The organism is Chitinophaga agrisoli, assembly GCF_008386695.1.
Lineage (GTDB): Bacteria > Bacteroidota > Bacteroidia > Chitinophagales > Chitinophagaceae > Chitinophaga > Chitinophaga agrisoli.
This window is the reverse complement of record NZ_VUOC01000001.1, coordinates 840431-853419: the sequence shown is the minus strand read 5'-3', so window position 1 is coordinate 853419 and position 12989 is coordinate 840431. Positions and strand designations below refer to the sequence as shown.

Genomic DNA, 12989 nt, shown 5'->3' with positions numbered 1-12989 from the left:
GTTTTAGTTGTTTGTTAAACGCCGGCTTACAGGCCTTTGTTCATTTATAAGAGCCTGGCCGCTTTCTCCAGGTCTTCCGGGGTGTCTATTTCCACGCCCATATAATCCGTTACCACCATTTTCATGGGTATGCCATTCTCCAGGTAGCGCAGGCATTCTATTTTCTCAGCGGCCTCCAGCGGGCTTACCGGCAATTGGGTAAACTCCAGCAAGGTTTGCTTGCGAAAGGCATAAATGCCTATATGTTCGTAGTAAATGCTTTTTACCTGCTTATCCCGCGGATAGGGTATTACGGAACGGGAGAAGAACAGGGCGTTGAACTGCTTATCCACCGCAACCTTTACATAGTTGGGATCTTCGATAGCCGACCAGTCCTTCAGTTCCTGCATCAGGGAGGCTACCCGCACCTGCTGGCCGGCCTCGCCTTCAAATACCTGCAGCAGCTTTTCCAGGGGCCCTTTTTGGGTAAAAGGCTCATCCCCCTGTACGTTTACCACAATATCTACATCCATATCCATCACCGCTTCTGCTATCCGGTCCGTACCGCACTCGTGCTCCTTTTTGCTCATCACGGCCTTGCCGCCGTGCTGTGTTATTTCCTGGTAGATCACGTCGCTGTCTGTTACCACCATCACCTCATCAAATACGCCGGTATTTACCGTGCTTTCATAGGTGCGGGTAATAACGGCTTTGCCGCCCAGCTTAGCCATGAGCTTACCGGGAAACCGGGTAGCGCCATAGCGGGCGGGTATTAAAGCTATTTTCTTCATAAAACGCTCTTTATTGCCTGCACCATTTTGTCTGCCCGCTCTTTTGCCTCCTGCTCACTCCAGGCCAGGCTGATAGGCGTGGATATGCAGCGGCTCATGATGGCATCTGATACGGGGAACTGTTTGATCTTATAGACCTCCAGCGCCTGTGCCAGGCCGGGTGCAAAACGGTTCAGGGATGTGCTTTGTTTAAAGTGATCCCAGTTGCGGATATAATGCCAGTTATTGTCGTACCAGTAAAAAGCGGCCAGCCCGGCAGCCTTCATAGCGGCAGCCGCAGCGCGGGCCTGGCCTTCTTCCGGCAGGAAAAAGCCCAAGAAGGTGGCGCTATCGCCTTCCGCATCCGGCAGGCGGCGGAAGCTTATTGCTGGTATGGTCGCTAATGCGTCCTTAAAGATCTTTTTAGTAGTGCGCTGTATAGCCAGGAACTTGTCCAGCTTGCGTATCTGGGCCAGGCCCACCGCGGCATGCAGCTCAGAGATCCGGAAATTGTATCCCATAAAAGGATGCTGGTCCGCCCCACGGTCTACGCCCAGGTGGTCATGACCATGATCGGAATAGCCGTCGCATTTAATGTAAAGGTCTTTATCGTGGGTTACCACCGCCCCGCCTTCCGCGCAGGTGATGGTCTTTACAAAGTCAAAAGAGAACGCGCCGGCATGACCAATAGTACCGATGGCCTGGCCTTTATAAGTGGCGCCAAAAGACTGGCAGGCGTCTTCCAGTAATATAAGGCTGTGTTTGTCGCAAATGGCTTTTAACGCATCCAGATCCGCCATGGCGCCGCACATGTGCACGGGCATGATCACTTTGGTGCGGGGGGTGATAGCCGCTTCTACTGCACGGGGATCCAGGGTAAGGGTATCATCCACATCCACCAGTACGGGGGTAGCGCCTACAGAGAATATACTTTCAAAACTGGCTACAAAGGTGAAGGTAGGCATGATCACCTCATCGCCGGCGCCTACGCCCAGGGCTGCCAGGGCAGTGGTAAGCGCGGTGGTGCCGCTGGAGGTGAGCTGCGTATAAGGAACGTTCAGCTTACTGCTGATGGCCTGCTCCAGTTCTTTGGCTTTCCAGATACCTTTACGGGGGCCATCAAACCCATAACGCATATAAATGCCGGTTTCCAGTACGTCGTTCACTTCTTTCTTTTCTTCGGCGCCAAATAGTTCAAATCCTGGCATAAGCTGTTGATTTTAACGTGTTGATGAAGATGTATTTTTTTTATCGTGGTGCAAAGGTAGTATAATCAAAATTTGCCGCACAGCTAAAAACTGTTTATCTTTTGCTAAAAATTCAACATGCGTTTCCTGTTGTCTGTTATTCTGTTGGCATCCTCTGCCTTATTGTTCAGCAGCCCGGGTTATGCCCAGCAATCGCCGGAGCAGGCCATCCGGCAGCTAATGCAGCAACAAACAGCCGCCTGGAACCAGGGTAATATCCCAGGTTTTATGCAAACCTACTGGCAATCAGACTCCCTGTTGTTCATTGGCAAAAATGGTATTACGCACGGCTGGCAGGCTACCCTTGAACGTTATAAAAAGTCCTACCCGGATACGGCCGCCATGGGCAAACTGCAGTTTAACCTGCTGGAATTTAAGCAGTTAGCGCCAGACCTTTTCTTCCTGGTGGGTAAATGGCAGCTGCAGCGCACGGCAGGCAACCTGGAGGGGCATTTTACCCTGCTGATCCGGAAACTGAATGGCGCCTGGAAGATCATTGCAGATCATAGTAGCTGAAACTCCCTGAAAAAAGAAAACCATCCCAGGAATGGGACGGCCTGCTATACACCACAACATTAAAGAAGAACTATGACTAAACACTGTTCCCTGAATTGTTAAAATCGTCGAATGTTGTTAATGGGAGTTCCAATTTTATATCGATATGGTGAGTCAAATGTCATCTTCATCTTCCTCACTTTGCTGAACCGCCTTATTCTCTTTCTCAGGTTTCTCTGACAAGTCCGACAGTAGCGGATTGCGCGTTTGGTCAGCTTTATCCGTCTTCAATATCTTTACAGGCTTTTTAGGGCGGTCTACCTTGGTATTCCCCCCTTTACCCTTTTTATCGTTGGCCATAATTTTATGCGGTTAAGGCATAGTTGCCGGTTTAGGTAGTAAAGAAGCATGTTGCAAAGTTTATTCCAGCCATAAACTGCTTATCAGCAGGCATAAAAGCGTGTAATGTGACGCGTGAATTCCACAACATGTACGGCGCCGCTCCACAAAGAGGGTGTTGTTAACAGGCCATTTCCCCAACTGTCATTCGATTGCAGTTGCCTTCCGGGGCTTTGATAGTCAATCTATAAGGCTGGGCATAGAAATTGTCTCCTCTTTTTTCCACACTTTTTTTGATCACATTAAAAACCTGCTAAGATTATGAAGATCCAGTTGCGTGAATGGTGGGAGTTGAAGAAAATCCTAAAACAACGTTACTCCCAATTGTCTGAAGAAGACCTTAACTATGAATTTGGTAAAGAGCAGGACCTGATCGTGCGCCTGCAGTCAAAGACCGGTAAATCCCAGGAGGACACCGTCCGGCTTATCAAAAGCTTTCAGGTAGCATATTTGCAGCAAGCATTATTGTAGCAATTATGCAACGTTAAAAACCTTCGTTATGATCATGTACACAGACCTTATCAAGACCATGAATGACCTGGTGAGAGTGAACAATGACCGGGCAGCAGGGTATGATACGGCCGTCGCTCAGACAGAGGATCCGGGACTGAAACACATCTTCCAATCCATGGCCGACCAAAGCCGCGAATACGGCTTTGAGCTGAACCGGCATATAAAAGAAGTAGGTGGAGAAGAAGAAACGGATACCAGCGTGGCTGGCGACCTGTACCGCACCTGGATGGATATGAAAGCTGATTTCACCGCCAATAGCGATGACAGCATACTGGCTTCCTGCGAGTATGGGGAAGACGTGACCCTAAAGGTGTATAACATGGCGCTGACCAATGATATTGAGATCCCCCAGAATATACTGGATATTATAACCCGTCAGTTTGGGGAGCTTAAATTATCGCATGACCGGATCAGGAAGTACCGCGACCTGAACAAGGAACTCAAGAAATGAAAGCTGTAAGCTTTTAGCCGTTAGCTATTAGTGATCGAACCGGATAAAATATCCCGTTTTAATTGCTAACAGTTAACGGCTATCTTTTTAGCAAGCAGCTCAACGGGCAGCAGCTAACAACTGCTTGTTATTTGCCATGTTTTAACTACTAATAGCTAACAGCTAAAGGCTAAACGCTGTTGATTAACATTCGTTTTGCAAAAAAACCTCACTCAATTTCGCCATAGCAACTTATCTTTGGCCACTCCTATTAATTTTAACCCTGCCTCTGAACAACCGGATCAATTTTAACCCGACTATTCTATCTCAAACCGGTAGTTATCTATTCCTAACGATTTAACTGGTAATAATGACCGGCTTTTTAAGATTTGTGGCGCTTATATGCCTGCCCCTTTCCGTGATCTGTTGTACAAAAGATGCAACAAATACACCTATTACTCCTGGCGATACAGCGCCCGTTACAGACAGCTTTCCTGAAAATAAAGTGGACCGTACCGCCCTGTTACGTCTGGTGAACGGGCTGCGTAGCCGCGGTTGCACCTGTGGCGATACCAAGATGCCTCCCGTAGGGCCCCTTACCTGGAACGGTACCCTGGAAAAAGCGGCCTGGCTGCATAGTAAAGACATGAATGACCAGCAGTACTTTGATCATATTGCGCCCAATGGCAGCAATCCCGGCCAGCGCCTGGACGCCCTGGGCTACCGTTGGACCACTTATGGCGAAAACATAGCCACCGGCACTTTTGACGAACAAAATGTGATATTGGGTTGGTTAAGCAGTCCCAAACATTGTCAGAATATGATGGGCGCCAGCTTTCATGAACTGGGGATTGGCAAATATGAGAAGTATTGGACAATGGAGCTGGGTACTACCAGCAAGTAGGCCCGGGTTTCATGGTGGCGGCATTTTCTTCCGCCACCAGCGCCATACTATATAAATATAACCGGCCAGCGTTATCACCAGCCAGCTGTAAAAGAAGATCATGCGGCCGGGCGTAGACTCTTCCGGTATGGCTAACCCAAGGAATAAGCCCAGGAAAACATTGATGAGCATCCAGAAAAAACCCAGGAACAGCGTGCGCATGATCTTAACAAAGTACATTACCAGCTCCATATTCAATGGTTCTTTCCGGTCTTCTGTTTTATTGGGCTCTTCCATAATGATCCGTTATATGATTAAGGCAGGCATAATTTCATTAACGCCGCACTGTCTCCTCTGAATACATTAAAGTCCACAATTGTTTTTATCCCATTCACCCGGCCAATATCACTGTGCTGCCAAAACACCCATTCACGGTCTACCCGTGGCCGCTCTTTCTGGTAATAATGGGCTATCCACAACGGGTAATCATTAAACTCATCTCCCAGGTAGGTGTTATAAAAACGCAGGTTCGTGTAGATAATGGGTTTTACGCCATACGCCTTTTCCATTTCCTCCAGCCAGATCTTGGCGGTGCTGCGGATCACGGCGGCCGGCTGGTTATTATGTGTTTCAATATCCAGCACGGGCGGCAGGTCGCCAGACTCCAGCGTTACCACATTCCGGAAATTAATAGACTGTTTTATCGGGTCACGGGTGGCATAAAAGAAATGATAGGCGCCACGTATCAATCCCGCCTTGCCTGCCTTTTGCCAATTGCGTTTAAAGGCGGCGTCCTGGCGGGTAATACCCTCTGTAGCCTTAATAAAGGCAAAGGATATACGTATCCTGGCTACCTGCATCTGCCGTACTGCTTCCCAGTTAATATCTTTCTGGAACTTGGATACATCTATTCCGTGTATCGCATAATTTACCGGCATATCTATGCCAAATTCTTCGTACCGTACAAAATTTAACGCCTCCTGCCGCTGTTGCCACCACCACCAACTCGCTATGGCCAGGGCTGCTACAAATAGTAATACTAATAATGACTGTCCTTGTTTCCAGATTTTCATTTTCCCTGTTTGCTACTGTAAGTGGTTAGTAATTAGGGGCTAGCAATACTTGTTTACCAACAATTAGCTATTAACAACTTACAACTCAGGGTACAAGTATAGCGCAAATATTTTATTACTATTACAGTACAGTTATCTTAATTTTACATACAAAGAGACTATACCATGCCGGAATTTAATCTGAATGATACGCTGAACCTGATCTCCAAGTTCACACCCCGCCGGGCGTGGAACGCCGGCAAGGTATTCAGCAGCTACCTGGTGAGTAAATGGACCGGGAAGCCCATACAGTGGGGGTATCCTATCTCCATTTCCTTTGAGCCTACTACCTCCTGTAACCTCCGCTGCCCGGAATGCCCCAGCGGCCTCCGCGCCTTTACCAGGCCCACAGGTATGCTGCAGCAGGACTTTTTCCGTAAAACCATCGACGAGATCTCAAAAGACCTTTTATACCTGATCTTCTATTTCCAGGGCGAGCCGTACCTGAACCCCGGTTTCCTGGACATGGTAAAGTATGCCAGCGAAAAAGGCCTCTATACCGCCACCTCCACTAACGCCCACTATCTTACAGAGGCAAATGCACGCAAAACGGTAGAGAGCGGATTGGACCGGCTTATCATCTCCATAGACGGCACCACCCAGGATGTGTACACCCAATACCGGGTGGGTGGCAACCTGGAGAAAGTGATACAGGGCGCTAAGAATATAGTGAAATGGAAAAAGGAGCTTAACTCCAAAAAGCCTTTTGTATTCTTCCAATTCCTCGTAGTAAAACCCAATGAGCACCAGATTGAGGATATTAAACAACTGGCAAAAGAGATTGGCGTGGATGAGGTACGTTTCAAAACCGCCCAGGTATATGATTATGAAGAAGGCAACCGCCTGATACCCACCATTGATAAATACAGCCGCTATCACCGGAATGACGACGGTACCTATACCATTAAGAATAAACTAGGCAATAGTTGCTGGCGCTTATGGCGTTCACCTGTTATTACCTGGGATGGGCTGGTAGCGCCCTGTTGCTTTGATAAGGATGCGCAGCATAAACTGGGTGATCTGAAACAACAATCTTTCCGCGAGTTATGGTATGATGAAAAGTATGTACGTTTCCGTACCCAGATCAAAGAAGGCCGTAAGAATATTGATATCTGTGCCAATTGCAGTGAAGGCACTAAAGTATGGGGTTAAACATATACGCATAAAAATAGCATCCTCCCTGAGGATGCTGGCATAATGGCGTGACAGATGATGGCGTTTTATCCTTCCTCCGTCGTTTCCTTCTCTCTTCTTTTGCGGGCCCTTCTCTTTCTTCTACCCTGCTGATATTTACTGAACAGGTTAATGCCCATCCTTACGCCTATAAACTCCACAGCGGTCATCAAGGCACTGGTGGCAAAGGATTTAACATTGCGGCTTCCCCAGGCAATACCAGCAATATGAGAGGCTACCTTAAAGAAGCCCTTGCCACTGCCGCCACCAGGTATAACGGAATTAATGGCCATTCCCTTGTAGTTTTCCTTAAAGAAATCCACCTTGGTGCCCAGCTCCATTTCCAGGTCACGGGAGCGCCGCCTGAGGCGGGCTATCTCCTGCTCCAGGGTATCAGAATTGGTGACTTTCACCTTTTGCATGTGTAAACGTTTATCATTGTTGTTGACTGGAAATTGCCCCATGGGATACTTTTATGCTACAGGTTCGTGTTCCTCATCCTTATCATCCATCTCCCCTAACAATTCCTGCACGAGCATATTAGACAGCGGGCGTTGGATAAGCGCCTTACGGAATATCAGCATAATGATCAGCAATAACACAAAAAGCCCCGCTGCACAGGAGAAACCGATGGTATAACTACCCGTTAGCTCCCCTATCCAAAAGCCTACCACCATGCCCAGGAACACGATCACAAAAAAGAACAGCAGGAAAGCCATGGTTAAAGAGAAGAAAAGCCCTAAGGCCTTTGATAGCTTTCCTGCTGCCTGGAGCTTAATGAGGTCCAAACGGGTTTCCAAATACTCTTTGGCAACCTTGCCGGTTTGGTTAAAATAATTGCTAAAGTTTTCTTCCATGCAAATGATTTTATGGGATTATGCCAGTTCGTTTTCTATGGCATCCTCAAATTGCTCTTTCCTTTTTTTAAAGCGGTCTTTCAGCTTGTCTGACTGATAACGCAGCTTCTCAACCAGCTCGTCTTTTTTATCAGAATTCAGGAAATAACCAACGGCTACACCTACGGCAGCGCCTACAATAAAGGAAACAACGGCTTTTGAACTGTTACTCATGGTTAATACGTTTTTAGATTAAACATTAAATTTTATCAAGGGTATTTAACCGGGTACAAACATTATTCCACAATTTTTGCCCCCTGCTTAATTGACATCCGGATTGGCCTAAAATTAGCCCTTTTTGTCATTCGTAGAAAATCATGTAGGTTTGGCAACAACCTGTTCACCCTTCACTTCTTGTACTATGAGCTATCTTGACAATGCGCGTTTAAAACAGATCTTCTTTCTGCTGATCATCATCTTATGGGGCGTATTGCTCTTTTCTGAGCTCTATGGCCTGTTCCCCGGTCTGTTGGGGGCGCTTAGCCTTTATATCCTGAGCCGTAAATGGATGCTGCTGCTGGTAGAGCAGCGTAAATGGAGAAAAAGCCTGGCTGCAGCTTTACTCATGGTCCTTTCCTTTATTATCATATTATTACCCTTTGGGCTGCTTATTAATATGCTCACCACTAAAGTAAGTTATGCCATTTCGCACTCCTCTGAGTTGGTACAGGGAATAGAGACCGTAAACAAACGATTGCAGGACGCTACCGGCTTTAACCTGCTTACTGAGGCCCGCCTGCAAAAATTCCAGGAGTCCCTTGGCAGCTTCCTCCCCATGTTCCTGGGCGCTACCTTTAATACCGTAACAGCCATTGCTATCATGTACTTTGTACTCTACTTTATGCTGGTGTATGCCCGTGAAATGGAAGATGGCCTCTACGAATATATTCCCCTCAAGGATGAAAATGTGATCCGCCTGGGCATGGAATTAAAGACCATGATCTTTGCCAATGCTGTAGGTATTCCGCTAATAGCCATTATACAGGGTATCGTGGCGCTGATAGGCTATTTCATTTTTAAAGTGCCCCAACCGGTCTTCTGGTTTGTGGTAACCAGCTTTACTGCCATGCTCCCCATTATTGGGGCGGCGGCTGTATACGTGCCCATGGGCATTTTCCTGATCGCGGACGGCCATACCTGGCAAGGTCTGGGCGTACTGATCTATGGATTTGTGGTAGTAGGCGCTTCTGATAATATCTTCCGTTTTCTGCTGGCAAAAAAAATTGGGGATGTACATCCACTAATTACCGTATTTGGGGTAATTGTGGGCGTTAATCTCTTTGGTTTTATCGGGCTTATCTTTGGCCCCCTGCTCATTTCTATGTTTATTCTGCTGATACAGATCTATTCCAATGAGTTCCTGGTGAAAAAGAGAGAGGTGAAGGTGATCAAAACGCCATGAGCCGCGGCATAGCTGCTGTAAACAGTTGTAGCATTAAGCAACAGTTATAGCCACTATTTGTAGTAATTGTTCTCCATGATATATGCGGCAACATTGTCCGGCACCAGGTACCGGATAGACTTACCCTCCTGGATCCAGCGGCGGATAGTGGTGGCGGAGATATCCAGCAGGGGCGCTTCTAACACCTCTACTTTTGCGCCGTGCGTATCGGTTATTTCATGCCCCGGCCTTTTGTATACGTAGATGGGATAATGTTTTATCAGCTGTTCATAATTCTTCCAGCGTGTAATGTTCTGAAAACTGTCGCTGCCCATGATAACGGTGAACTCCTGTGTGGGAAATTTCTCTGCCAGGTAAGTAAGGGTGTCTATGGTGAATGATGGCCTTGGCAGCGTAAACTCAATATTGCTGGCCCTTAGCCGTTGCTCTCCTTTTACGGCCAGCTCCGTAAGGTGAAACCGGTGATGTTCATTTAACAGGGAAGAAGAGGGCTTCAGGGGGTTTTGTGGTGATACAACTAACCATACCTTATCCAGGTCCGTATTATAGGCTACATAGTTTGCAATGATCAAATGTCCTACATGTATAGGATTAAAGGACCCGAAATATAAGCCAATCTTCATGCGCAGCTTTTATTTGGGCTGTAATATATAAATTCCGCACAACATGTTTTACCCCACGGGCTTAAACTGCTCAAATACTATCCCGCAATCCTTGCAATAATGGATGGCCCGGCAAAGGGTAGATCCAAACGGAGAGCGCAGATAGGTGTTCTTACTACTGCAATGGGGGCAGGGGGTGTTCAGCATGATCTCTGCGCGCAGCTCGCCTTCGTGCACCTGGGGAGCCGCAATACCAAAGTGTTGCAGTTTTTCCTTAGCAGCGGCAGAAAGCCGGTTGCTTTCCCAATGCACCTCTTTATCTACGGTCACCTGCACCAGCAGGCCCGTGGTTTTTTCCACCGTGGTTTGTATATTCTGTTGTATAAGGCTTACCGCCGGGCAGGCGGCAAAAGTGGGTATCATCTTTATGTGTACCATATCCGCCTCCAGGGCTACGCCGGTGATCATACCCAGGTCCAGTACATTTAATACCGGTATCTCCGGGTCCATGACCTGCTCCAGCGCTTTGTAAATATTGTCTATGGTGATGTCTGTTGTCATGTTTACATATTATTACCAGTTGGCGGTAGGGTCCAGGCGGAAAACCTCTCCCATTTCCTGTAACAGGGGCCGCAGGTGCGGCGTGTGCTCCCCATAACGCCCGCCAAACTGAGGGGATATACCCGCCGGATCCGGCATGTTCAGGGAGGCGTTTACCAGCACGGGATAGATGTTATCCATCCAACGCTCAAACAATGCCCGCTCACCGGGGTAAATATTAGCGCCTGTCAGCTCCTGCTCTTCTTTTGCTGGCTCAAAAATGCCAAAGGCCAGCGGCAAACAGGTTTCCAGTGCTGCCTGCAGGCGGTTATAACTCTCCTCCCCTGCGCGGCAAAGCTGAATGATCCAGGCGTCTGCATGCAGGGTATGGTATTTTAATTCTCCTTTCAGCTTCCGGCTTAGTTGCTGCAGCGGCTCAAAGCTGCTTTGCTGCAGGCTGTCATAACGTACCGCTTCCGCGTGGTCAAACAGGAAATGCCGCATCAGGCTAAAATCATAGGTACCAATGGGCATCTCTACCAGGTGGCAGCATTTAAAATCCGCCTCGGCGCGCATAAAGGCAAACTGATCGGGATCCTGGCCCTGCAGCTGCTCCTGTAATATGCGATACAGTGCCCAGGCATGGCCAATTTTATCCTGCGCCATGGAAGAAAAGGCAATGTCTTCTTCCATAATAGGGCCTAACCCGGTCCATTCAGAATTCCGGTGTCCGAGGATCAGTTCATCATCTGCCATTTTAGTGATAAGGTCCGTAATTGCCTGTTGCTGAGCGGTAGTCATGCGTAATTATTTTAGTCTTCCGTGGTTTAGTTTTTCGTGGATGCCTGTTTCCCCTCTAATATGGTCCTTCTTTCCGCAGGCAAGTTCTCCGTTACTTTTCTTTGCCATCTTTGGCCGGTGGTTGTTTGCCGGCCCCTTTGAACTTATTGATCTTCTCCATTACCTTAAATCCGCTGGCGTCGCGGTATGTTTTCTCCATATTGTTGGCAAACATATCTTCATCTTCCAGGTCAAAGGCCAGGATGTCTGCGCTGCGTACCACCCAAAGGTTTACACATTTTTTGCGGCGGCCAAACTGCTCTTTTGCAAATACCAGCGCCAGCTGTGGGTCCGGCGCATGTACGCAGCCCACATGCTCATGATGGGCGCCTCTTTTTTCCTGGTGAAATACTTCGTAGATATTCCAGTTCTCGCCTTCTTCTACTTTTATCGGATCGTCTGTGCTCCCCAGCTTCAGGCGGTTTACGCGGGGATCATATGATTGGTTTGACATGTTTGCTGAACGTTTACCTAACGGGTTGTTGGCAGGCAGCCAAATTGCCGCTTAATCTATGCTCCGGCATTAGTTCTTCTTACCTGCCGGCAGTTAATTGAATTGATATCACTACTTTAGCGCACGGCTAATAAATTTGATCTATGCCACGGGCATTACTTTCCTTTCTTCCGGTTTCATGAGCGCTTTGCGCACCCAGCGGCCTTCTGTTTCCGCCCATTTGCGCACCTGCAGGCGCTCCTGGTTACACGGCCCGCCGCCGTTGATCACCTTAAAGAACAGGTCCCAGTCAGGATCCGTATACTCCCAACGGCCTGTTTCGGGATTTTTATGCAGATGTGCGTCCGGCAGGGTAAGGCCCAGCTCCCATATCTTGGGTACGTAAGCGTCCAGGAACTGGTTACGCATTTCATCGTTACTAGCCATCTTTACCTTCCATTGCATCAGCTTTTCTGAGTGCTGGGAAACTTTGTCCGGCGGGCCAAAGAAATGCATAATAGGCTGCCACCACCGGTTCAGGGCATCCTGCAGCATGGCCTTTTGTACCGGCGTACCGGTAGCCAGCTCTATCAGCGCATCATGCCCTTGTTTAAGGTGAAAACTCTCTTCATAGCAAATACGCTCCAGGGCGCGGCAATAAGGGCCATAAGAGCCTTTTGCATTGGCTACCTGGTTTACGATAGCGGCTGCGTCTATCAGGAAGCCTATCACGGTAACATCCGCCCAGGTCATGGCCGGATAATTAAATACATTGGAATATTTGGACTTACCACTGAGCAAGTCGTTGATCATCGCTTCCCGGCTTTTGCCCAGCGTTTCTGCAGCATTGTACAGTAACTGTCCATGGCCAACTTCGTCCTGTACCTTGGCAATCAGGGCCAGCTTACGCTTAAATCCCGGTGCACGCGTGATCCAGGTGCCCTCCGGCAATGCGCCTATGACTTCAGAATGTGCATGCTGTTCAATAAGACGGGTAAGCTGCCGGCGGTATTCTACCGGCATCCAGTCGCCGGGCTCTATCTTTTCTCCTTTGGCAATACGCTCTTCAAAGGCGGCCAGTTTCTCAGGGTCGTCGTGCAGTTGCTCCTCGCGCAACTGTTTCCTGTTGGGCTCATCAAATATATATCCTCCACCGTACATGGGACGATTGTTTTGGTTGATTGTAAATTACGATTTTTACACATTCCGGCCGAAAATCGTTTAATTTAGGGATAGTGGTTCGCCAAACTGTCAGGGCCTAGCAAACACACAATG

At 48.1% G+C, this 12989-nt stretch carries 19 protein-coding genes; 6 read left to right on the top strand and 13 right to left on the bottom strand.

The window, feature by feature from the left end; translation table 11 throughout:
- Positions 1-44: 44 nt before the first annotated feature.
- A complete protein-coding gene (kdsB, locus tag F0L74_RS03535; RefSeq protein WP_149836441.1) occupies positions 45-770 on the bottom strand; it encodes a 3-deoxy-manno-octulosonate cytidylyltransferase in 726 nt (241 codons plus the stop codon).
- Entirely contained in the window at positions 767-1957 is a 1191-nt protein-coding gene (locus F0L74_RS03530) for a DegT/DnrJ/EryC1/StrS family aminotransferase (RefSeq protein WP_149836440.1), read from the bottom strand. Before F0L74_RS03530 ends, kdsB begins: the two co-directional genes overlap by 4 nt.
- A 117-nt stretch (positions 1958-2074) precedes the next feature.
- Here F0L74_RS03530 and F0L74_RS03525 point away from each other — a divergent pair, with 117 nt between their 5' ends.
- Positions 2075-2512 (top strand): YybH family protein, encoded by a 438-nt coding sequence (locus F0L74_RS03525; protein ID WP_149836439.1) that lies wholly within the window; start codon positions 2075-2077, stop codon positions 2510-2512.
- A 153-nt stretch (positions 2513-2665) separates the two neighbouring features.
- On the opposite strand, the gene F0L74_RS03520 is transcribed toward F0L74_RS03525, so the two are convergent.
- A complete protein-coding gene (locus F0L74_RS03520; RefSeq protein ID WP_149836438.1) occupies positions 2666-2851 on the bottom strand; it encodes a hypothetical protein in 186 nt (61 codons plus the stop codon).
- Between the two features lie 300 nt (positions 2852-3151).
- Here F0L74_RS03520 and F0L74_RS03515 point away from each other — a divergent pair, with 300 nt between their 5' ends.
- The 3 genes from F0L74_RS03515 (at position 3152) to F0L74_RS03505 (ending at position 4737) form a co-directional block, all read left to right on the top strand.
- Complete coding sequence (locus tag F0L74_RS03515; RefSeq protein WP_149836437.1) at positions 3152-3361, top strand: general stress protein CsbD; 210 nt, start codon at positions 3152-3154, stop codon at positions 3359-3361.
- Positions 3362-3389: 28 nt separating this feature from the next.
- Positions 3390-3854 carry a PA2169 family four-helix-bundle protein gene (locus tag F0L74_RS03510; RefSeq protein WP_149836436.1) on the top strand — a complete coding sequence of 155 codons (465 nt, stop codon included), beginning with the start codon at positions 3390-3392 and terminating at the stop codon, positions 3852-3854.
- Between the two features lie 349 nt (positions 3855-4203).
- Positions 4204-4737 (top strand): CAP domain-containing protein, encoded by a 534-nt coding sequence (locus F0L74_RS03505; protein ID WP_149836435.1) that lies wholly within the window; start codon positions 4204-4206, stop codon positions 4735-4737.
- Between the two features lie 9 nt (positions 4738-4746).
- Here the strand turns inward: F0L74_RS03505 and F0L74_RS03500 are convergent, their stop codons facing one another.
- Both F0L74_RS03500 and F0L74_RS03495 read right to left on the bottom strand, forming a co-directional pair.
- A complete protein-coding gene (locus tag F0L74_RS03500) occupies positions 4747-5013 on the bottom strand; it encodes a hypothetical protein (protein WP_149836434.1) in 267 nt (88 codons plus the stop codon).
- 17 nt (positions 5014-5030) lie between these two features.
- Entirely contained in the window at positions 5031-5789 is a 759-nt protein-coding gene (locus tag F0L74_RS03495) for a glycoside hydrolase family 25 protein (protein WP_149836433.1), read from the bottom strand.
- Positions 5790-5954: 165 nt separating this feature from the next.
- Here F0L74_RS03495 and F0L74_RS03490 point away from each other — a divergent pair, with 165 nt between their 5' ends.
- On the top strand, positions 5955-6980 hold the full coding sequence (locus tag F0L74_RS03490) for a radical SAM/SPASM domain-containing protein (protein ID WP_149836432.1): 1026 nt from the start codon (positions 5955-5957) through the stop codon (positions 6978-6980).
- Positions 6981-7048: 68 nt separating this feature from the next.
- On the opposite strand, the gene F0L74_RS03485 is transcribed toward F0L74_RS03490, so the two are convergent.
- The 3 genes from F0L74_RS03485 to F0L74_RS03475 are packed head-to-tail and all read right to left on the bottom strand — an operon-like array spanning position 7049 to position 8071.
- Complete coding sequence (locus F0L74_RS03485; protein ID WP_149836431.1) at positions 7049-7423, bottom strand: hypothetical protein; 375 nt, start codon at positions 7421-7423, stop codon at positions 7049-7051.
- Between the two features lie 51 nt (positions 7424-7474).
- On the bottom strand, positions 7475-7858 hold the full coding sequence (locus F0L74_RS03480; RefSeq protein WP_149836430.1) for a hypothetical protein: 384 nt from the start codon (positions 7856-7858) through the stop codon (positions 7475-7477).
- Positions 7859-7876: 18 nt separating this feature from the next.
- Positions 7877-8071: a YtxH domain-containing protein gene (locus F0L74_RS03475; protein WP_149836429.1), complete on the bottom strand. Its 195-nt coding sequence runs from the start codon at positions 8069-8071 to the stop codon at positions 7877-7879.
- A 187-nt stretch (positions 8072-8258) separates the two neighbouring features.
- Between F0L74_RS03475 and F0L74_RS03470 the strand changes: the two genes are divergently transcribed.
- Positions 8259-9299, top strand: coding sequence for an AI-2E family transporter (locus tag F0L74_RS03470; protein WP_149836428.1), 1041 nt, complete (start codon positions 8259-8261; stop codon positions 9297-9299).
- Positions 9300-9352: 53 nt separating this feature from the next.
- On the opposite strand, the gene nadD is transcribed toward F0L74_RS03470, so the two are convergent.
- From nadD to paaA, 5 genes are all read right to left on the bottom strand, one after another.
- Entirely contained in the window at positions 9353-9922 is a 570-nt protein-coding gene (nadD, locus tag F0L74_RS03465; protein ID WP_149836427.1) for a nicotinate (nicotinamide) nucleotide adenylyltransferase, read from the bottom strand.
- A gap of 48 nt (positions 9923-9970) precedes the next feature.
- Positions 9971-10462 carry a 1,2-phenylacetyl-CoA epoxidase subunit PaaD gene (gene paaD / locus F0L74_RS03460; protein ID WP_149836426.1) on the bottom strand — a complete coding sequence of 164 codons (492 nt, stop codon included), beginning with the start codon at positions 10460-10462 and terminating at the stop codon, positions 9971-9973.
- Between the two features lie 12 nt (positions 10463-10474).
- A complete protein-coding gene (gene paaC / locus F0L74_RS03455) occupies positions 10475-11242 on the bottom strand; it encodes a 1,2-phenylacetyl-CoA epoxidase subunit PaaC (protein ID WP_149836425.1) in 768 nt (255 codons plus the stop codon).
- A gap of 91 nt (positions 11243-11333) precedes the next feature.
- Positions 11334-11735 carry a 1,2-phenylacetyl-CoA epoxidase subunit B gene (locus tag F0L74_RS03450; protein ID WP_149836424.1) on the bottom strand — a complete coding sequence of 134 codons (402 nt, stop codon included), beginning with the start codon at positions 11733-11735 and terminating at the stop codon, positions 11334-11336.
- Positions 11736-11876: 141 nt separating this feature from the next.
- Positions 11877-12875, bottom strand: a complete 999-nt coding sequence (gene paaA, locus F0L74_RS03445; protein WP_149836423.1) for a 1,2-phenylacetyl-CoA epoxidase subunit PaaA — start codon at positions 12873-12875, stop codon at positions 11877-11879.
- Positions 12876-12989: the final 114 nt, after the last annotated feature.